Source organism: Methylobacterium crusticola (assembly GCF_003574465.1).
Taxonomy (GTDB): domain Bacteria; phylum Pseudomonadota; class Alphaproteobacteria; order Rhizobiales; family Beijerinckiaceae; genus Methylobacterium; species Methylobacterium crusticola.
This window is the reverse complement of sequence record NZ_QOWC01000086.1, coordinates 1-16947: the sequence shown is the minus strand read 5'-3', so window position 1 is coordinate 16947 and position 16947 is coordinate 1. Positions and strand designations below refer to the sequence as shown.

The following is a 16947-nucleotide window of genomic DNA, read 5'->3' as shown; positions in this document are numbered from 1 at the left end:
GCACGGCCGTCCGGCCGCTTCAACCAATGGTCAAGGATGGTGGCAAGGTCAAACCTCGGCCTCCCGCCTGTGAACCGTTTTTCGCAAGCCCACGGGGCGCGGGTCAGGCCTCGCGGCGCAGCCGCACGGCGTAGAAGCCGTCGAGCCCCCCGCGCTCGCCGGGCGCGGGCGGCCAGTGCGACGGCAGGGTGCGCAGGTCGCCCGCCGGGGTCACGAAGGCGGCGTCGCCCCCGACCTCGTCCGGCGCGACGGGGAGGCGCGCGAAGCCGGGCGTGCGGGCCAGGAAGGCCGCCGCCTGGGCCTCCCCCTCCTCCGGCTCCAGCGAGCAGGTGCAGTAGACGAGGCGCCCGCCCGGCCGCACCAGGCGCGCCGCCTTGTCGAGGAGCCGCGCCTGGAGGGCGGCGAGGCGGGCGAGGTCGGCCTCGTGCTTGGTCCAGGCCACGTCCGGATGGCGCCGGACGGTGCCGGTGGCGGTGCAGGGCGCGTCGAGGAGCACCGCGTCGAAGGGCTCGTCCTCCGGCAGCGTCAGGGCGTCGGCGGCCCGCACCTCGGCCGCGAGGCCGAGGCGGGCGAGGTTGGCCTCGAGCCGGCGCAGGCGCGCCGCCGAGCGGTCGACCGCGAGCACCGCCGCGCCGGCGGCGGCGAGCTGCGCGGTCTTGCCGCCCGGGGCCGCGCAGAGGTCCGCCACCCGGGCGCCGGGCTCGGGGGCGAGGAGGCGCGCCGGCAGCGCCGCGGCCGCGTCCTGCACCCACCAGGTCCCCGCCTCGAAGCCCGGCAGCTGCGGCACGGGCGTGCGGGCGTCGTCGAGGCGCAGGCCGAGGCCCGTCGGCAGCACCCGCCCGCCGAGGCTCCCGGCGAGGGCGGCGGGATCGCCCCGGGTGGTGAGGTCGAGGCTCGCGCCGCGCGCGTGCGCGGCCGCGATCGCCCGGGCGGCCTGGGCGCCGTAGGTGGCGGTCCAGCGCCGCGCGAGCCAGGCCGGCGTGTTGAGCCCGAGCGGGTCGGCGTCGCCCTCCCGGCGGATCGCCTCCTGCTCCCGGGCGACCCGGCGCAGGACGGCGTTGACGAGCCCGCCGAGGTGGCGCAGCGACGGCTCGGTCTTGGCGAGCCGCACCGCCAGGTCGACGGCCGCGTGGTCCTGGACGTTGAGGTAGAGGATCTGCGCCGCCCCGGTGGCCAGGACCGCGAGGAGCCCCGGCTGGTCCGCCGGCAGGCCCTGGTCGAGGCGCCGGCCGAGCGCGTGGCGGATGACCCCGAGGTGCCGGAACGTCGTCGCCGCGATGGCGCGGGCGAGGCCGAGATCCTGCGGGGCCATGCCGGCCTTGTCGCGCCCGGTGTCGATCGCGTCGTCGAGCGCCGTGCCCCGGCCCTTGCCGAGGAGGTGCGCCACGCTCGAGGCGGCGAGCCGCCGCGCGGGAAGTCCCGCGGCCTCCTGGCTGTCCTGCGCGTCCATGCCCGATCCACCTCGTCTTGACGCCCGGGCGCCGGCCCTCCACCTCCGGGGAACCGGCCCGGGGGCCGTCCCCCGCGCGAGGCGAGGGGGGTGGCATCCGGCCGCCCGAGATGCAAGCGCCGAGACGGGACCGATGAGCGAGACGAACCCGGTGGGGGATAAACCCCTGAGCCCCGAGGCCCAGCGCGCCCTGGCCGAGGCCGAGGCCCGCCGCGCCGCCATCGACGCCCGCGCGGCCGAGATCCGGCGCGAGCGGGAGATTAACGGCCGGGGCGGCCTGGAGCCAGTCCGCTACGAGGACTGGGAGGTCAAGGGCCTGGCGAGCGACTTCTGACGCGCCTCCGGGCGCCCCGGGCCCGGGGCACGGGCCGCAGGGAGGACGGGCGGATGGGACTCCTCGACGGGCTGCTCGGGCACGGCAGCGACGCGTCGCCGGCGGCGGTGATGCAGGAACTCGACGGGATGCTGGTCGAGGGCGAGGCCGTCCAGGTCGCGTTCCGGGTGGTGCGCGACCTCATGGTCTTCACCGACCGCCGGATGATCCTCATCGACAAGCAGGGCCTGACCGGGCGCAAGGTCACCTACCTCACGGTGCCCTACCGGGCCATCACCTCGTTCTCGATCGAGAATGCCGGCAGCTTCGACCTCGATTCCGAGCTGAAGATCTGGGTCTCGGGCCAGCCCGAGCCCATCGGCCGCACCCTCGCGCGGGGCGCCGACATCCGGGGCATCCAGCGGGCGATCGCGTCCTCCCTGCGCTAGGGCCGCGCGCCCTCGGCCGGGCCGTCCCGGAGGGCTCCAGGCCGGCCGCGGGGGCTGAGCGCGCGCTCTAACTCGCCTGCCGGCGCCGGTCCGGGAACACCCGCCCCGGCCTCCCGTTGGGGTGTCGGTCCCCGGCGGGGACGCCGCGCTCCCCGGGCGGGGACGCCGCGTTCGCGAGCGGGAACGCCGCGTTCCCGGGCGGGAACGCCACGAACCCGGGAGCCGCCGATGACGGAGACCACGATCAAGAAGGTGTCGGGCGCGAGCGCCCCGCACGGGCCGGACGGGCAGCGCTACCTGGCCTCGGGCCAGCGCGTGGCGATGCGGATGTGGGTGGACGAGCCGCCGACCGACCAGAAGCCCGGCGCCGCCCGCGACTACGAGACGGTCGGCTACGTGGTGGCGGGCCGCGCCGAGCTCGTGCTCGAGGGCCAGACCGTGCGCCTCGAGCCCGGCGATTCGTGGCTGGTGCCGGCGGGGGCGCAGCACACCTACCGCATCCTCGAGACCTTCACGGCCGTGGAGGCGACCGCGCCGCCCGCGCAGGTGCACGGACGCGACGCGTGACGCGGCCGGGCGGGCGCCGCCCGCCCGGCCCGGCTCAGCGCGTCACCACCACGGCGGTGCCGACCGCGACCCGTCCGTAGAGGTCGGCCACGTCCTGATTGTACATCCGGATGCAGCCGTAGGACGCGAAGGTGCCGATCGAGCCCGGCCGGTTGGTGCCGTGGATCGCGTACTCGCCGCGGTCGAGCGTCAGCGCCGCGGCCCCCATCGGGTTGTGGGGCGAGCCGCCCGCGATCACGCTCGGCAGGCGCGGGTTGTCCCGCTTCACCTCGGCGGGGGGCGACCAGGCGGGCCGGACGTACTTGCCGTCGATGCGGGCGTAGCCCGTCCACTGCTTGCCGAGCCTGCCCACCGCGACCGGGTAGCGGATCGCCGTGCCGTCGCCGTTCACGAAGTAGAGCCGGCGCTCGGCCGTCCGGATCACCACCGTGCCGGGCGCCGCCCCGGCGTCGAACGCCACCAGTTCCCGCGCCTGCCCGGCGGCAGGCATCGCCGCCGCGGCGGCAACCAGCGCCGCGGCCCATCCACTCTGCTTGTCCATCCCTGTGGTCCTCGAGCGTGACCTTGAAAGCAGAGGGATCATCCGCCCGAAAACCTGTCGTTCCGGTTGGCAAAGATGCTTGCCGCGCGGTGAAGACCGGTCCGCGCGCGTCAGGGCCCGGCCGCAGGCAGGCATGCAGGCCCGGGATCCGGGTGCCCGTCCTCGTGGATCACCGCGCCCGCATCGTCCGCCGCGGCGCCGCCCTACGTGAAGGTGATGCCGCCAGTGACCGCGGAGGCCTTGGAGGGCGGGGCATCGGGCGCCTGCGCCCGGTTCGATTTCGGCAGGGGCAGGCCGCGCGTGCCCTTGCGGTCGCCCACCGAGGGGTCGAAGGGGGCGTGCGGGTCCACCGCCGCGTCGAACGCCGCCAGCGTCGGGCGGGCCTGCGCCGGGTCGATCCCGTCGAGCTTGGCCGGCAGGGCGTCTCCCGGGCGGCAAGGCGTCTTCCGGGCGGCAGGGCGCGGGCCGCCCGCGGTCAGGCCCCGTCCGGTCCGCCCGGCGCGGCGCCCGTCCCGGGTCCCCGTCGTGTCGCGCCCGGGGGCGAGCCGGTGCTGGCGGCGTCGGAACCGCGCCCGGGCCCTCACCCCGGCGCGGGAGCGGGCGTCACACCAGGCGCAGCGGCTTCTCGAGCACCCGCAGCACCTGGGCGAGGTCGTGGCCGCGCTTGAGGATGCGACCGGTCTCGGCAACCACCGCGTAGGCGCCCTGGCGGCGGGCGAGCCGGGGGTCCTTCTCGATCCGGTAGAGGGGGCGCTCGGAGGTGCGGCGGTGGATCGAGAACACCGCCTTCTCGCGGGTGAAAGCGATGGCGTAGTCCCGCCACTCGCCCTCCGCGACCATGCGGCCGTAGAGGTTCAGGATCTCGCGCAACTCGTCGCGATGGAAGGATACCTGCGGCGGCGCGGTCCTCGGGAACGGCACCACCCGAGCCCCCGCACCGGCCAGCCGACTGTCCGCGGTCTCTCCGTCGCTCATCGCTCCTCCGGGGTTGCTGCGATTCGGGCCTCCCGCGCCGGGCGCAGTCCCGTCGCCCGCTGCGGATGCGGCCCCGCCCATGATGGGATCGGGTGCGCAGCCCCGCAAGGGTTGCGCGGGAGCGACAGGTCGCCGGGTTCTCGCAGCCGCGGCCGGGAAATCCGGGGCGCCAGTGCGAATGGTCAACATTCCGCCACAATCGCGCCGCGCGCCGGCCTTGTTGCGCGCGCAGAAGGTGGGTCACCTCTTGGCCCGGCCCGCCGGCCTCTCCGGTTCCCAGCCCCCCAGCCCCCGCGATGCCGGCGGGCCGGGCCTCCTCCAGAGGTTTCGAGACCCTTACCTTCAAGGCCGCCTCCCCGGAGCGCGGTCTCTTTTTTGGCACGCGGCCGCCCGGGTCCCCCCGGCGGACCGACGGCGTCCCGCGGCCCTCCGTCCGGGACGCGCGTCAGGGCACCCACATCTGCGCCGCGACCGCGCGGGCGCGGGCGACGCGGATCTCGTCGAGCGTCCAGAAGCCGAGCCAGAGCACGCCCGCCATCAGGACGACCGGATAGGCCAGGGCCAGGACCCGGTTCTGCTGCGGGGGGGTGGTCATGCTGCGCGAGCCTCCGTGAGCGTCTGCCGACGGGGAACGCCGTCGGCGCGGGATGGTGCCGCCGGGCCGGCGTCAGCCGATTGCCGGCGTCAGCCGATTGCCGGCGTCAGCCAGCCAGGGGTGCGAAGAAGCAGAACACGTAGGTGCCGCGATGGCACCAGTGGAAACTTCCGTCCTTGCTCGGCCGCACCTTGGCGAGGGGCACGAAGATCCCGTGGGTCTGGTAGCCGCCCGGTACCTCGACGGCGTCGGTGATCGGCTCGCAATCCTGATCGGAGCAGCACTCGTAGGGATACCAGGAGTGAGAGGGCTGAACGAGGGAGAGTGCGGCAACGGCGAGCGCGATCTTCATGAACGGCGAACCTCCAGCGTTCCGTGTCCCGGCCGGGCCGGCAGCGTCCCGGTCGACACCGACCGGGACGCTGCCGGCATTCCTCGTGCCAAAGCGGCCGGGACCGCCTTCACACAGGATACAACCCTACGGAGCGGTCCCGGCGCGCCGCGCGGTCCCGCATACTGCGCCCGCCGCGCGCCCTCGCGCGACGCAAGATGCCGCGATCAGGGCTCGCCCTGCCGGAACGGCGGCTCCTTGCCGGGCGGGACGCCGGCCTCGGCGGCGGCGAGGATCATCGCCACGGTGACGTAGGTGCCGCTGATGCCCACGAGATCCACCACCTGCCGCTCGCCCAGGAGGCTCCTCGCCCGCTCGAACACCGGGTCGGGCACCTCGTGAGCCGTCGAGAGCGCCATGCAGAAATCGTAGACCGCCTCCTCGTCGGGCTTCATGGCGCGGGGGCGGCGGTTCGCCTTGAGGTCGGCCGCGACCTCCTCCGACAGGCCGGCCTTCAGCGCCAGGGGATGGTGGGCGTACCACTCCACCTGCGAGCGCCAGAGCCGCGCCTGGATCAGGATCGCGAACTCGCTCAGGCGCGGCGGGAGCGAGCTGTTCCAGCGCAGGTACTCCAGCAGGTCGTACATCCGGTTCGCCAGGACGGGGCTGCGCAACAGGGGGTTGTAGGGACCGCCGATGCCGACGCTCGAGATCTTCATGATCTTCTCGCCGAGCGGGCGCTGCTCGGCGTCGAGCTGGTCGAGGGTGAGCTGGGGGAAGCGGGGCTCCTTGCCGATCGCCGGGGCCGGGTGGACGGCGGAGAGGAGCCAGCCGCAGCCCGCGGCGGCGGCGAGCGACAGGATCCACAGCTTCGTGCTGGCGGGCATGGGCGTCCTCCTCGAGGGGCGGGCGCGTCTGGCGCGCGCCGGGGGCGCATCATCGCCCGCCCGGACGCCTAAGGAAATCCGGATCCGCGCCGGCGGGGCCTTCCACGGCCGCGCCCCGGGTGCAAGAAAGGCCGGATGGGTCCCTTCGAGTCACGCCACGTCGCGCGCTACCCCGCCCTCGTCGGCTGCGACGAGGTCGGGCGCGGCGCGCTCTGCGGGCCGGTGATCGTCGCGGCGGTGCATTTCGACCCCTGCGCCCTGCCGCCGGACCTGCTGGAGAGCCTCGACGACAGCAAGCGCCTCGACCGGGCGACGCGCGAGCGCCTGGCGCCCCGGATCCGGGCGGCCGCCCGGGTGGCGCTCGCGGGGGCCTCGCCGGCGCTGATCGACCGCATCAACGTGCGGGCCGCCACCCTCGACGCCATGCGCCGGGCCGTCGCGCGCCTCGGGATCCCCGCCGAGGTCGCGGTCGACGGGCGGGACGTGCCGCCCGGCCTCGCCCTGCCGTGCCGGGCGATCGTCGGCGGCGACCGGCTGGTGCCGCAGATCGCCGCCGCCTCCATCGTCGCCAAGGTGCTGCGCGACGGGCTGATGCGGGCGCTCGCGCGCCGCCACCCGGCCTACGCCTGGGAGCGCAACGTCGGCTACGGCACGGCGGTCCACCGGGCCGCGATGCTGAGCACGGGCCTGAGCCGCCACCACCGCGTGAGCTTCCGCGCCGGGCCCGCGGCCCGCGCGGAGCCTCGCAGCCGCGGCCCATGACGCGGCCGCCGCCATCACCGCCAGGGAGGACCACGCCGTGACAGACCTCATCCGCCCCGCCGGGGACGCGCCATGACCCCGATGTCGCGCCGCGTGATGAACCTCGCCCACGCGCTGACCCAGGCGGCCGCCCGCTACCCCGAGCGGGACGCCATCGTGTGGGGCGAGGCGCGCTGGACCTGGGCGGCGCTTGACGCCCGCGTCTCGGCGCTCGCCGCGGGCCTCTCGGCCCGCGGGGTGCGCAAGGGCGACCGCCTCCTCGTGCACGCCCGCAACGGCAACGCCATCCTGGAGATCATGTACGCGGCGTTCCGGCTCGGCGCCGTGTTCGTCCCGACGAATCACCGGCTGATGCCCGACGACGTCGTCTTTCTGGCGGCGCAGTCCGGCGCGACCGTGATGCTCTGCAACGCCGACTACGCCGCCCACGTCGCGGCCGTGCGCGCCGGCGCCCCCGCCGTCGGGCACGTCGTCGCGATCGGGGACGGCCCGGCCGAGGGCGAGCCCTACGAGGCGCTGGTCGCCGAGGGCATGGGCCGGGCGGTCGCCGACGCGGCGGTCGAGCACGACGACCCGTGCTGGTTCTTCTACACCTCCGGCACCACCGGCAAGCCGAAGGCCGCGGTGCTGACCCACGGCCAGATGGCCTTCGTGATCACCAACCACCTCTGCGACCTGATGCCCGGCACGACGGCGGAGGGCGACGCCTCCCTGGTCGTCGCGCCGCTCTCGCACGGCGCCGGCGTCCACGCGGTCGCGCAGGTCACCCGGGCGGTCACCTCCGTCCTGCCGGCCGGCGACCGCTTCGACGCCGCCGAGGTCTGGGCGCTCGTGGCGCGCCACCGCATCACCAACCTGTTCACGGTGCCGACGATCCTGAAGATGATGGTCGAGCATCCGGCGGCGGGCGCGCACGACCACGCGTCCCTGCGCCACGTCATCTACGCCGGCGCGCCGATGTACCGCGAGGACCAGAAGCGGGCGCTGCGGACGCTCGGCCGGGTGATCGTGCAGTATTTCGGCCTCGGCGAGGTCACCGGCAACATCACGGTCCTGCCCCCTGCCCTGCACGAGCCCGAGGACGGGCCGGGCGTGCGGATCGGGACCTGCGGCTTCGAGCGCACCGGGATGCAGGTCCAGATCCAGGACGCGGACGGGCGCGAGGTCGGGCCCGGCGAGACCGGCGAGATCTGCGTCTGCGGCCCGGCGGTGTTCGCCGGCTACTGGGACAACCCGAAGGCCAACGCGGACGCGTTCCGGGACGGCTGGTTCCGCACCGGCGACCTCGGCTACCTCGACGCGCAGCGCTTCCTCTTCATCACGGGCCGCGCCTCGGACATGTACATCTCGGGCGGCTCGAACATCTATCCGCGCGAGATCGAGGAGAAGATCCTGACGCACCCGGCGGTGGCCGAGACGGCGGTGCTCGGCGTGCCCGACCCGACCTGGGGCGAGATCGGCATCGCGGTCTGCGTCCCCCGGGAGGGGGAGCGCCTGACGGAGGAGGATGTGCTGGCGTTCCTGTTCGACAAGGTGGCGCGCTACAAGCTGCCCAAGCGCGTGATCCTGCGCGAGTCCCTGCCGAAATCCGGCTACGGCAAGATCACCAAGAAGATGGTGCGCGAGGAGCTGGAGGCCGCCGGCCTCCTGGGCGGGCGGGCGACCGATGCGCCCTGAGCCCTCCAGCCTCGCCCAGCCCGGCCCGCCCCGTCCCGAGCGCTGGCTCGCCGAAGGCGGGCGCCTCGCGCGCCTGGACTTCGCCCTCGCGCCCGGCGAGACGCTGCTGCGGGCGGTCGCCGGTCCCCTCGCCGGCGCCGGGTTCCGGGGCGGCGTCGTGCACCTCGAGGGCGGCAGCTTCGACCCCTTCGCCTACGTGATGCCGGCGCTGTCCGACGACCCGCGCTTCGCGGCCTATTACAGCGAGACGTTCCGGCCGCCCGGGGAGACGCGCCTCGAGCGGGCGAGCGTCACCTTCGGCGAGCGCGACGGCGCGCCCTTCCTGCACGTCCACGGCATCTGGGTCGAGCCGGACGGGCGCCGCCGCGCCGGCCACCTCCTGCCGGACGCGGTCGTGGTGCGGACCCCGCCCGCCGCGCGGGCCTGGGGCACGCCGGACGCAGCCTGGCGGGTGGAGCCGGACCCCGAGACGAACTTCTCGCTCATGACCCCGGCGGGGCTGGCCGGCCCGGCCGAGGCCGCCTGCCTGCTCCTCAAGGTGCAGCCGAACGTCGAGGTGTTCGCGGCGCTCGAGGCGGCCTCGGCCGCCCGGGGCCTGCGCGCCGCGCGGGTGCGCGGCATCGGCAGCATCGTCCGCCCGGTCTTCGCGGACGGCCGCGTCATCCCGACCGACGCCAGCGAGGTGCTGATCCGCGACGGGCGGGTGCGCCCCGGCCCGGACGGGACGCCGGTGGCCGAGCTCGACATCGCCGTGGTGGACGTCGACGGCGGCATCCACGAGGGGGTGCTGGCGCGGGGGGCGAACGCGGCCTGCATCACGTTCGAGCTGTGCCTGGAGGCGACGCCCGCGTGAGCGGAGAGCCCCGCGTGAGCGGGCCCGCCCGGGAGCGCGTTTCTTGACGAAGCGGATACCGGCTCCGTCGCCGGCGCGGGCGCGGGCGCGGGGGCCGGACCGGAGCCGTGCCCGTTCCGGCCGGAGCGGGTGCCGCCCTAGAACAGGCTGTACTGCCCGCCCGCCGGCACCGGCACCGCGAACAGGTCCGTGCGCAGCCGCTGCCGCTGCGCCCGGTAGCCGAGCCGCGCCGCCGCGAGCCGCACCCGCTCGGCGATCAGGGCGGCGTAGGGCCCGCTGCCGGTGAAGCGCCGGCCGAACGCGGCGTCGTAGACCTTGCCGCCGCCGGCCTGGGCCAGGAGCGAGAACGCCCGCCCGGCGCGGTCGGGGTAGTGCTCGGCGAACCAGTCGCGCACGAGGTCGGCGAGTTCGTGGGGCAGCCGCAGCAGGACGGAGCCGGTCTCGGTGGCGCCGGCCTCCCGGGCGCGGGCGAGCACCGCCTCGATCTCGTGGTCGTTGAGGCCCGGGATGACCGGCGCCACGAGCACCATGGTGGGCACGCCCGCCTCCGACAGTGCCCGGATCGCCGCGAGGCGCCTCTCGGGCCGCGCCGCGCGGGGCTCCATCCGGCGGGCGAGGACGGGGTCGAGGGTCGTGACCGAGAGCGCCACCTTGACGAGGCCCTGCGCCGCCATGGGGCCGAGGAGGTCGAGGTCGCGCACCACGAGGTCCGACTTCGTGACGATCCCGACCGGGTGCCGGAACCGCGCCAGCACCTCCAGCACCCCGCGGGTGATGCGGTAGTGCCGCTCGATCGGCTGGTAGGGATCGGTCGCGGTCCCGAGCGCGATGGTGCGCGGGCGGTAGCCCGGCGCCGAGAGCTCCCGCTCCAGGAGCGCGGCGGCGTTCGGCTTGGCGAAGAGCTTGGTCTCGAAGTCGAGCCCGGGCGACAGCCCCGCATAGGCGTGGTTCGGCCGCGCGAAGCAGTAGACGCAGCCGTGCTCGCAGCCGCGGTAGGGATTGATCGAGCGGTCGAAGCCGATGTCCGGGGAGGCGTTGCGCGTGACGATCGTGCGGGCCTGCTCCAGCATCACCTCGGTGCGCAGGGGCGGCAGCGCCTCGTCCGCGTCCCAGCCGTCCGCGAAGGCCTCGCGCCGCGCCGGCTCGAACCGCCCGGCCGGGTTGGCGGTGGCGCCGCGCCCGCGGCGCCTCCCGGCCGGGAGCGCCGCGCCGGCGAGCGCCGGGGCGGACGGATCTCGTGCACGCCGTTCCGTCATCCGCCGCTCCGCCCGCAGAACCCGGTGCCGAGCTTCGAACAAAACGGGAACAATGGCAAGGCGCGGGGGCCCGCCCGCCGGGTGCCACCCATCGAGGCAGGACGCCCGGCTCCGCGTCGGCTAAGGGCGGCGCATGTTCACCGCCGCGGTCCACGTCCCGGGAGCCATCGATCCGCGCGCCGTCGAGGCGCTGGCGGATTCCCTGTCGGCGCTGGTGGCCGGGGTGGCGGCCGGAATCGTGGGCGACGCCGTGATCGTGTCGGCCGATCCCACGGACCGGGAGATCGCCCTGGTGGCGGAGAGCACGGGCGCGGCCGCGGCGGCGCGGGGCCGCGACCCCTGGGCGGCCGCGGCCGCGCTCGCGCGCCGGCCCTGGCTCCTCTGCCTCGAGGCCGGCGACGTGCCGGCGGAGGGCTGGATCCGGGCGCTCGACCGCTTCGGCGCGACGGCGCCGCCCGGGACGCTCGGGCGCCTCGCCCGGCCGCACGCCCCCCTGCTCGACCGGCTCGCGGCGCGCTGCGAGGCGCTGACCGGGACGCACCGGGTGCGGGCCGGGGACGTGGTGCGGGTCGAGGCCCTCCTGGCCGGGCGCCCAGGGGGCCGTCGGCTGCCGGTCAGGCCCCTGCGGGCGCGCCTGTCGCGGGGCTGACGGCGCCGCGCCGCAGGTGCTCGTCGAGGCGCGGCATGATCTCGACGAAGTTGCAGGGCCGGTGGCGGTAGTCGAGCTGGGCCGCCAGGATCCCGTCCCAGGCGTCGCGGCAGGCCCCGGGCGAGCCTGGCAGCACGAAGACGTAGGTCGCCCCCGCGACGCCCGCGGTGGCGCGGGACTGAAGCGTCGAGGTGCCGATCTTGTCGTAGGAGATGCGGTGGAAGACGGCCGAGAAGCCGTCCATCCGCTTCTCGAACAGGGGCTCCAGCGCCTCGGGCGTGACGTCGCGGCCGGTGAACCCGGTGCCGCCGGTGGTGATCACCACGTCGATGCCGGGATCCGCGATCCAGGCCCGGACCTGCCCGCGGATGGCCTCGACGTCGTCCGGCACGATGGCGCGGGCGGCGAGGCGGTGGCCGGCCTCGGTGAGGCGCGCCGCCAGGGTGTCGCCCGAGCGGTCGTCCCCGAGCGTGCGGGTGTCCGAGACGGTGAGCACCGCGATGGCGAGGGGCACGAAGGCCCGGGCGGCGTCGAGGCCGGCCATCAGAGCTGCGCCGCCCGGAAGGTGTCGCAGGACTGGGTCTGCCCGCTCTTGAAGCCGGTCTGGAACCAGCGCATGCGCTGGGCCGAGGAGCCGTGGGTGAAGGAATCCGGCACGACGTAGCCCTGGCTCTGCTTCTGCAGCCGGTCGTCGCCGATGGCGCTCGCGGCCTGCATCGCCTCCTCGATGTCGCCCTGCTCCAGGGCGTTGAAGCGGTCGTTCGAGTTCTTGGCCCAGACGCCGGCGAGGCAGTCGGCCATCAGCTCGACCCGCACGGAGAGCTGGTTCGCCTGGCGCTCGTCCACCTGCTGCTGGCGCTTCTGCACCTTGGGCAGGATGCCGAGCACGTCCTGGACGTGGTGGCCGACCTCGTGCGCGATGACGTACGCGTAGGCGAAGTCGCCCTTCACGCGGAAGCGCTGCTCCATCTCCTTGAAGAAGGCGGTGTCGAGGTAGACCTTCTTGTCGAGGGGGCAGTAGAACGGCCCCATGGCGGCCCGGGCCTGGCCGCAACCGCTGCGGGTGCCGCCGGTGTAGAGCACCATGGTGGTGGGCGTGTACTGGCGCCCGGTCTGGTTCGGCAGCACCTGGCTCCAGACGTCCTCGGTGTTGCCGAGGATCGCGGCGGCGAACTTGCCCGTCTGGTCCGTCGGGGCGCCGGTGCGCCGCTCCCGGTCCGGGGCCTGGGTCTGCTCCTGGGGCGCGCGCTGGCGGGTCACCGTCTCGGCGCCGCCGATCAGGATCGCCGGGTTGATGCCGGTGACCCAGCCGATGATGCACAGGATCACGATGGTGCCGATGCCGAGGCCGCCGGCGCCGCCCCCGGGAAAGCCGAAGCCGCCCCCGCCCCCGCCCCCGCCCTGGCCGCGGCGGTCTTCCACGTTGTCGGAGGAGCGAAAATCTTCCCAGCGCATGGTCCCATCACCCGTCTTGTCTGTGCGGCTTCGCCGCCGCGACGGCTAGGCGGACCGGCGCGCGGGCTCAAGGGTAATCGGCGGAGGACCGGCACGGTTCCGCTTGGGCGCCGGGCAGGCGCGGGACCGCACGCCCGGCGCGAGCCGCCGCCGCCCTCAGAGGCGGCGCCGGACCTCCTCGGCGACCCGCTCCGGCGTGATGCCGAAATGCGCGAACAGGTCGTCCTCGGCGCCCGAGGCGCCGTAGCCGCTCATGCCGACGAAGCCCCCGGCCTCGCCGACGTAGCGGTCCCAGCCGAGGCGGACGGCGGCCTCCACGGCGACCCGGACGCTGCCGGGCGCCAGGACGGCGCGCCGGTAGGCCTCGTCCTGGCGCTCGAACAGCTCCCAGGAGGGCATCGACACGAGGGCGGTCGGGACGCCCTCCTGCTGGAGCAGGTCCCGGGCCCGGGCGGCGACGGCGACCTCCGAGCCCGTCGCCAGCAGGGTGGCGCGCCGCGCACCCCCCTCGGCCTCCGCCAGCACGTAGGCGCCCTGCCGCGACCGGTTCTCGCCGGCCTCCCGCCGCATCGCCGCGAGGGGCTGGCGGGCGAAGATGAGCGAGGACGGCCCGGTCCGGTTCGCGAGCGCGATCTCCCAGCACTCCGCCGCCTCGACGGCGTCGGCGGGGCGCAGGACCAGCATGTTGGGGATCGCCCGGAGCGAGGCCAGGTACTCGACCGGCTGATGGGTCGGCCCGTTGCGCCCGATGCCGATCGAATCGTGGCTGAACACGAACGGGACCGGCAGCTTCATCATGGCGGCGAGGCGCAGGGTCGGCCGCAGGTAGTCGGAGAAGACCAGGTAGGTGACGCCGACCGGCACGACGCCGCCATGGGCCGCCATGCCGTTCATCATCGCCCCCATGGCGTGCTCGCGGATGCCGTAATGCACGTAGCGGCCGGACGGATCGTCCGCCGTGAAGGGCTTGAGCCGGCGCTTGTGCTGCGTCGCGCCCTCGAGGTCGGGGGCGCCGGAGAGCATCTCCGGGATCGCCTCGGCCACCTGGTCGACGAGCTCGGCCGAGAGCGCGATGCCGGATTGCGACAGGCCCTCGCGGGCCGCCCGCGCGGCGAAGGCCCGCAGGGGCGCCTCCCAGCCGTCCGGCAGCCGGCCCTCCCGCAGGCGGTCGAGGCGCCGGCGGCGCTCGGGGTCGAGGGCCGCCGCCCGGCGCGACCAAGCCTCGAAGGCCGGGGCGCCGCGGCGACCGGCCGCGCGCCAGGCCGACAGGACCGGCTCGGGCACCTCGAAGGGGCCGTGGGGCCAGCCGAGCGCCTCGCGGGCCGCCCGGCTCAGGCTCGGCGGGATGCGGGCGCTGTGGGCCGCCCGCGTCCCCTCCACGCCCGGCAGGCCGCGGCCGATCACCGTGGTGCAGCGGATCATCGAGGGCCGCGGGTCGGCCTTCGCCAGGAGGAGCGCGGTCGACACCGCCTCGATGTCGTGGCCGTCCACCTCCTGGACGTGCCAGTGGCTCAGGCGGAACCGGGCCGACATGTCGTCGCTGAGCGCCAGGTCGATGGCGCCGTCGTCGGTCATCCGGTTGTCGTCCCACAGGAACGTCAGCTTGCCGAGGCCGAGGTGCCCGGCGAGCGAGATGACCTCCTGGCCGACGCCCTCCTGGAGGCAGCCGTCGCCCACGAGGGCGTAGGTGCGGTGGTCGACGAGGTCCGGCCCGAGCCAGCGGCCGAGATAGGCCTCGGCCAGCGCCATGCCGGCGGCGTTGGCGATGCCCTGGCCGAGCGGCCCGGTCGTCGTCTCGATGCCGGCGCCCGGGTTGAACTCCGGATGGCCCTCGCACGGGGAGCCGAGCTCGCGGAAGCGCCGGATGTCGTCGAGGCCGATCGCCTCGTAGCCGCTCAGGTGGAGGAGCGCGTAGAGCAGCATCGACCCGTGGCCGTTCGAGGCCACGAAGCGGTCGCGGTCGAACCACAGCGGCTCCCGCGCGAGGAACCTGAGGTGGCGCGTGAACAGCGCCGTGACGGTGTCGGCCGCCCCCAGCGGCGTGCCCGGATGCCCCTCGCCCACGCGCTCGATGGCGTCGATGGACAGGAAGCGGATGGCGCTCGCGAGGTCGCGCGGCTGGATCTCGGTCATGGTCGGTCTCCTCCTGTTCACCCCTCTCGGGGGGCTTGATGGTGCGGTGTCGGACGGGTCCGCGTCAGGGCGCGACGCAGTTGCGGGGGCGGCCCGCCCAGAACGCCTCGATGTTCCCGACGAGCTGGTCGGCGAGGGACTGGATCGCCTCCTGGCTCGCCCAGGCGACGTGGGGCGTCAGGATCACGTTCGGGCGCGCGGCGGCCGCCATCAGGGGGTTGTCCGCCGCCGGGGGCTCCTGCGTGACCACGTCGAAGCCGGCACCGCCGATCTGCCCGGCGTCGAGGGCGGCGACGAGGGCCGCCTCGTCCACGAGCCCGCCGCGGGCGGTGTTGATGAGGAGCGGCCGGCGCTCCATCAGGGCAAATTCCCGCGGACCGACCAGGCCGCGGGTCGCGGGCATCAGCGGGCAGTGGAGCGTGATGACGTCGCTCACGCGCATCACCTCGTCGAAGGGCGTGTAGAGCGGGCCCATTCCCTCGACACCCTTGTAGGCCGCGAACAGCACCCGCATGCCGAGGGCGCGACCGATCTCCGCCACCGCGCGCCCGAGGACGCCGTCACCGACGATCCCGAGGGTCGAGCCCGCGAGGTCGCGGATCGGGTGGTCGAAGAAGCAGAACTGGCCGGATTCCTGCCAGGCCCCGCGGATCACGGCGTCGCGGTAGGCAGTGATGCTGCGGCGCAGGGCGAAGATCAGCGCGAAGGTGTGCTCCGGCACGGTGTGGACCGCGTAGTTGCGGATGTTCGAGACGGTGATCCCGCGCTCGGCGCAGGCCGCCACGTCGACGACGTCCGTCCCGGTCGCCGCCACGGCGACGAGGCGCAAGCGGCGGGCCTGCGCGAGGACCTCGCGCCGGAGCGGCACCTTGTTGGTCACGACGATGTGGGCGTCCCTGATCCGGTCGGCGACCTCCCCGGGATCCGTCCGCCCGAAGATGTCCAGCCGGTGCGGTATGGCGGGCGCGCGCAGCCGCGTCTCGGGCGAGAGCGTGTCGCGGTCAAGGAACACGATGGTCGCGGCCTCGTCGGTCGATGTCACGCCGTCCCCCCATTGCGCCGGTCTTCGCGCGCCGCCGGGCGGCGGGGTCGACGCCCCACCGCCGTCTCGCCGACGACGCTCCCTTCCCGGGAGGCGGGCACTCAAGCGCGCGGCAGGACGGAAAACAAATGAAAGTTCCTGGCCGGCGGATGAGCCCCGCTCATGCGCGCGGCCGGCTCGTGATGCCCCAGAGTCATCCGTGGACGCTCGAGGCGCCGCCGCGGGCGCTCGAGGCGCCGCGGCCCCGACGGGGTGCCTTGGCGTTACGGGCCGGTCCTGCCGCGTCGATGCCGTCCCGCGGACGTGCCGGTCCGGACCGTCACCCCGCCGGCGTCCCGGGCTTCGCGTCGAGGGCGGCCCGCAGGGCCCGGAAGTCGCGCCACGCGAGGCGCTTCTGGAGCGGCTGGCGCAGGAGGTAGGCCGGGTGCAGGGTGGCGAGGAGGCGGATCTCGCGCCGCCCGGTCTGGTAGGGGAACCAGCGGCCGCGGGATTTCAGGATGCCGTCCTTGGTGCCGGCGAGGGCCTGGGTGGCGACCCCGCCGAGGCAGACCAGGATGTCGGGGTCGGCGAGCGCCACCTGCCGCTCGATGAACGGCTTGCACGTGGCGATCTCCTGCGGGGTCGGGTTGCGGTTGCCCGGCGGGCGCCAGGGCACGACGTTGCCCACGTAGGCGTTGCCGCGGTCGAGGCCGATGGCCGCCATCATGCGGTCGAGGAGCTGGCCCGACCGGCCCATGAAGGGCTTGCCGGCCCGGTCCTCCTCGGCGCCCGGGGCCTCGCCGACGAACATCACCCGGGCGGCGGGGTTGCCGTCCGCGAAGACGAGGTTCTTGGCGGTGAAGCGCAGTGCGCAGCTCTCGAAGCGGGCGAGCAGCCCCTCGAGCTCCTCCAGCGAGGCGGCGGTGCGGGCGAGCTCGCGGGCGTCGCCCGCCGCCTCGCCGGGCGGGGCGGCGGCCGAGCGGCCGTAGGTGCGGGCGGGCTGCTCCCGCGGCGCCTCGGCCGGCGGGGCCCG

At 75.2% G+C, this 16947-nt stretch carries 20 protein-coding genes; 7 read left to right on the top strand and 13 right to left on the bottom strand.

Features of this window, described 5'->3' with window-relative positions:
• Window positions 1-103: 103 nt before the first annotated feature.
• Window positions 104-1450 (bottom strand): RsmB/NOP family class I SAM-dependent RNA methyltransferase, encoded by a 1347-nt coding sequence (locus tag DT057_RS21310; protein WP_128564117.1) that lies wholly within the window; start codon window positions 1448-1450, stop codon window positions 104-106.
• 133 nt (window positions 1451-1583) lie between these two features.
• Here DT057_RS21310 and DT057_RS21305 point away from each other — a divergent pair, with 133 nt between their 5' ends.
• The 3 genes from DT057_RS21305 (at window position 1584) to DT057_RS21295 (ending at window position 2779) form a co-directional block, all read left to right on the top strand.
• Window positions 1584-1784 carry a DUF1674 domain-containing protein gene (locus DT057_RS21305; protein WP_128564116.1) on the top strand — a complete coding sequence of 67 codons (201 nt, stop codon included), beginning with the start codon at window positions 1584-1586 and terminating at the stop codon, window positions 1782-1784.
• A 53-nt stretch (window positions 1785-1837) separates the two neighbouring features.
• On the top strand, window positions 1838-2212 hold the full coding sequence (locus DT057_RS21300; protein ID WP_128564115.1) for a PH domain-containing protein: 375 nt from the start codon (window positions 1838-1840) through the stop codon (window positions 2210-2212).
• A gap of 228 nt (window positions 2213-2440) precedes the next feature.
• On the top strand, window positions 2441-2779 hold the full coding sequence (locus tag DT057_RS21295) for a cupin domain-containing protein (protein WP_128564114.1): 339 nt from the start codon (window positions 2441-2443) through the stop codon (window positions 2777-2779).
• Between the two features lie 34 nt (window positions 2780-2813).
• On the opposite strand, the gene DT057_RS21290 is transcribed toward DT057_RS21295, so the two are convergent.
• The 6 genes from DT057_RS21290 to DT057_RS21270 form a co-directional block, all read right to left on the bottom strand.
• Window positions 2814-3320: a L,D-transpeptidase gene (locus DT057_RS21290; RefSeq protein ID WP_128564113.1), complete on the bottom strand. Its 507-nt coding sequence runs from the start codon at window positions 3318-3320 to the stop codon at window positions 2814-2816.
• A gap of 203 nt (window positions 3321-3523) precedes the next feature.
• Complete coding sequence (locus DT057_RS21285) at window positions 3524-3904, bottom strand: hypothetical protein (RefSeq protein ID WP_128564112.1); 381 nt, start codon at window positions 3902-3904, stop codon at window positions 3524-3526.
• 19 nt (window positions 3905-3923) lie between these two features.
• Window positions 3924-4295: a DUF2794 domain-containing protein gene (locus DT057_RS21280; protein ID WP_128564111.1), complete on the bottom strand. Its 372-nt coding sequence runs from the start codon at window positions 4293-4295 to the stop codon at window positions 3924-3926.
• Window positions 4296-4740: 445 nt separating this feature from the next.
• Window positions 4741-4890, bottom strand: a complete 150-nt coding sequence (locus tag DT057_RS35560) for a hypothetical protein (RefSeq protein WP_162501458.1) — start codon at window positions 4888-4890, stop codon at window positions 4741-4743.
• A 106-nt stretch (window positions 4891-4996) separates the two neighbouring features.
• Complete coding sequence (locus tag DT057_RS21275; protein WP_128564110.1) at window positions 4997-5242, bottom strand: hypothetical protein; 246 nt, start codon at window positions 5240-5242, stop codon at window positions 4997-4999.
• Window positions 5243-5448: 206 nt separating this feature from the next.
• On the bottom strand, window positions 5449-6108 hold the full coding sequence (locus DT057_RS21270; RefSeq protein ID WP_128564109.1) for a carboxymuconolactone decarboxylase family protein: 660 nt from the start codon (window positions 6106-6108) through the stop codon (window positions 5449-5451).
• A gap of 135 nt (window positions 6109-6243) precedes the next feature.
• On the opposite strand from DT057_RS21270, the gene DT057_RS21265 reads away from it, so the two are divergent.
• The 3 genes from DT057_RS21265 to DT057_RS21255 all read left to right on the top strand — a co-directional run bounded on the left by DT057_RS21265 (window position 6244) and on the right by DT057_RS21255 (window position 9400).
• Window positions 6244-6870: a ribonuclease HII gene (locus DT057_RS21265; RefSeq protein WP_128564108.1), complete on the top strand. Its 627-nt coding sequence runs from the start codon at window positions 6244-6246 to the stop codon at window positions 6868-6870.
• Window positions 6871-6942: 72 nt separating this feature from the next.
• Window positions 6943-8547, top strand: coding sequence for an acyl-CoA synthetase (locus tag DT057_RS21260; protein ID WP_128564107.1), 1605 nt, complete (start codon window positions 6943-6945; stop codon window positions 8545-8547).
• On the top strand, window positions 8537-9400 hold the full coding sequence (locus DT057_RS21255; protein WP_128564106.1) for a PPC domain-containing DNA-binding protein: 864 nt from the start codon (window positions 8537-8539) through the stop codon (window positions 9398-9400). The genes DT057_RS21260 and DT057_RS21255 overlap by 11 nt, the downstream gene beginning before the upstream one ends.
• Before the next feature lie 137 nt (window positions 9401-9537).
• On the opposite strand, the gene DT057_RS21250 is transcribed toward DT057_RS21255, so the two are convergent.
• On the bottom strand, window positions 9538-10656 hold the full coding sequence (locus DT057_RS21250) for a PA0069 family radical SAM protein (protein ID WP_128564105.1): 1119 nt from the start codon (window positions 10654-10656) through the stop codon (window positions 9538-9540).
• 133 nt (window positions 10657-10789) lie between these two features.
• Here DT057_RS21250 and DT057_RS21245 point away from each other — a divergent pair, with 133 nt between their 5' ends.
• Window positions 10790-11305, top strand: coding sequence for a hypothetical protein (locus tag DT057_RS21245; RefSeq protein WP_128564104.1), 516 nt, complete (start codon window positions 10790-10792; stop codon window positions 11303-11305).
• On the opposite strand, the gene moaB is transcribed toward DT057_RS21245, so the two are convergent.
• From moaB to DT057_RS21220, 5 genes are all read right to left on the bottom strand, one after another.
• The gene (moaB, locus tag DT057_RS21240; RefSeq protein WP_128564103.1) at window positions 11271-11849 is read right to left on the bottom strand and encodes a molybdenum cofactor biosynthesis protein B; all 579 of its coding nucleotides are present in this window, start codon (window positions 11847-11849) and stop codon (window positions 11271-11273) included. The genes DT057_RS21245 and moaB overlap by 35 nt on opposite strands.
• Entirely contained in the window at window positions 11849-12760 is a 912-nt protein-coding gene (ypfJ, locus tag DT057_RS21235; protein WP_128564102.1) for a KPN_02809 family neutral zinc metallopeptidase, read from the bottom strand. The genes moaB and ypfJ overlap by 1 nt, the downstream gene beginning before the upstream one ends.
• 156 nt (window positions 12761-12916) lie before the next feature.
• Complete coding sequence (locus DT057_RS21230) at window positions 12917-14893, bottom strand: transketolase family protein (protein WP_128564101.1); 1977 nt, start codon at window positions 14891-14893, stop codon at window positions 12917-12919.
• A 64-nt stretch (window positions 14894-14957) separates the two neighbouring features.
• Window positions 14958-15935, bottom strand: coding sequence for a D-2-hydroxyacid dehydrogenase (locus tag DT057_RS21225; RefSeq protein ID WP_128564100.1), 978 nt, complete (start codon window positions 15933-15935; stop codon window positions 14958-14960).
• A gap of 319 nt (window positions 15936-16254) precedes the next feature.
• Window positions 16255-16947, bottom strand: a 693-nt coding sequence (locus DT057_RS21220; protein ID WP_162501457.1) for a uracil-DNA glycosylase, incomplete at its 5' end; no start/stop codon positions are given.

Excerpts from the sequence above, each read along its gene's own strand:
- DT057_RS21310 (WP_128564117.1), bottom strand. The coding sequence starts at position 1,450 with ATGGACGCGCAGGACAGCCAGGAGGCCGCGGGACTTCCCGCGCGGCGG.
- DT057_RS21305 (WP_128564116.1), top strand. The coding sequence starts at position 1,584 with ATGAGCGAGACGAACCCGGTGGGGGATAAACCCCTGAGCCCCGAGGCC.
- DT057_RS21300 (WP_128564115.1), top strand. The coding sequence starts at position 1,838 with ATGGGACTCCTCGACGGGCTGCTCGGGCACGGCAGCGACGCGTCGCCG.
- DT057_RS21295 (WP_128564114.1), top strand. The coding sequence starts at position 2,441 with ATGACGGAGACCACGATCAAGAAGGTGTCGGGCGCGAGCGCCCCGCAC.
- DT057_RS21290 (WP_128564113.1), bottom strand. The coding sequence starts at position 3,320 with ATGGACAAGCAGAGTGGATGGGCCGCGGCGCTGGTTGCCGCCGCGGCG.
- DT057_RS21280 (WP_128564111.1), bottom strand. The coding sequence starts at position 4,295 with ATGAGCGACGGAGAGACCGCGGACAGTCGGCTGGCCGGTGCGGGGGCT.
- DT057_RS35560 (WP_162501458.1), bottom strand. The coding sequence starts at position 4,890 with ATGACCACCCCCCCGCAGCAGAACCGGGTCCTGGCCCTGGCCTATCCG.
- DT057_RS21275 (WP_128564110.1), bottom strand. The coding sequence starts at position 5,242 with ATGAAGATCGCGCTCGCCGTTGCCGCACTCTCCCTCGTTCAGCCCTCT.
- DT057_RS21270 (WP_128564109.1), bottom strand. The coding sequence starts at position 6,108 with ATGCCCGCCAGCACGAAGCTGTGGATCCTGTCGCTCGCCGCCGCCGCG.
- DT057_RS21265 (WP_128564108.1), top strand. The coding sequence starts at position 6,244 with ATGGGTCCCTTCGAGTCACGCCACGTCGCGCGCTACCCCGCCCTCGTC.
- DT057_RS21260 (WP_128564107.1), top strand. The coding sequence starts at position 6,943 with ATGACCCCGATGTCGCGCCGCGTGATGAACCTCGCCCACGCGCTGACC.
- DT057_RS21255 (WP_128564106.1), top strand. The coding sequence starts at position 8,537 with ATGCGCCCTGAGCCCTCCAGCCTCGCCCAGCCCGGCCCGCCCCGTCCC.
- DT057_RS21250 (WP_128564105.1), bottom strand. The coding sequence starts at position 10,656 with ATGACGGAACGGCGTGCACGAGATCCGTCCGCCCCGGCGCTCGCCGGC.
- DT057_RS21245 (WP_128564104.1), top strand. The coding sequence starts at position 10,790 with ATGTTCACCGCCGCGGTCCACGTCCCGGGAGCCATCGATCCGCGCGCC.
- moaB (WP_128564103.1), bottom strand. The coding sequence starts at position 11,849 with ATGGCCGGCCTCGACGCCGCCCGGGCCTTCGTGCCCCTCGCCATCGCG.
- ypfJ (WP_128564102.1), bottom strand. The coding sequence starts at position 12,760 with ATGCGCTGGGAAGATTTTCGCTCCTCCGACAACGTGGAAGACCGCCGC.
- DT057_RS21230 (WP_128564101.1), bottom strand. The coding sequence starts at position 14,893 with ATGACCGAGATCCAGCCGCGCGACCTCGCGAGCGCCATCCGCTTCCTG.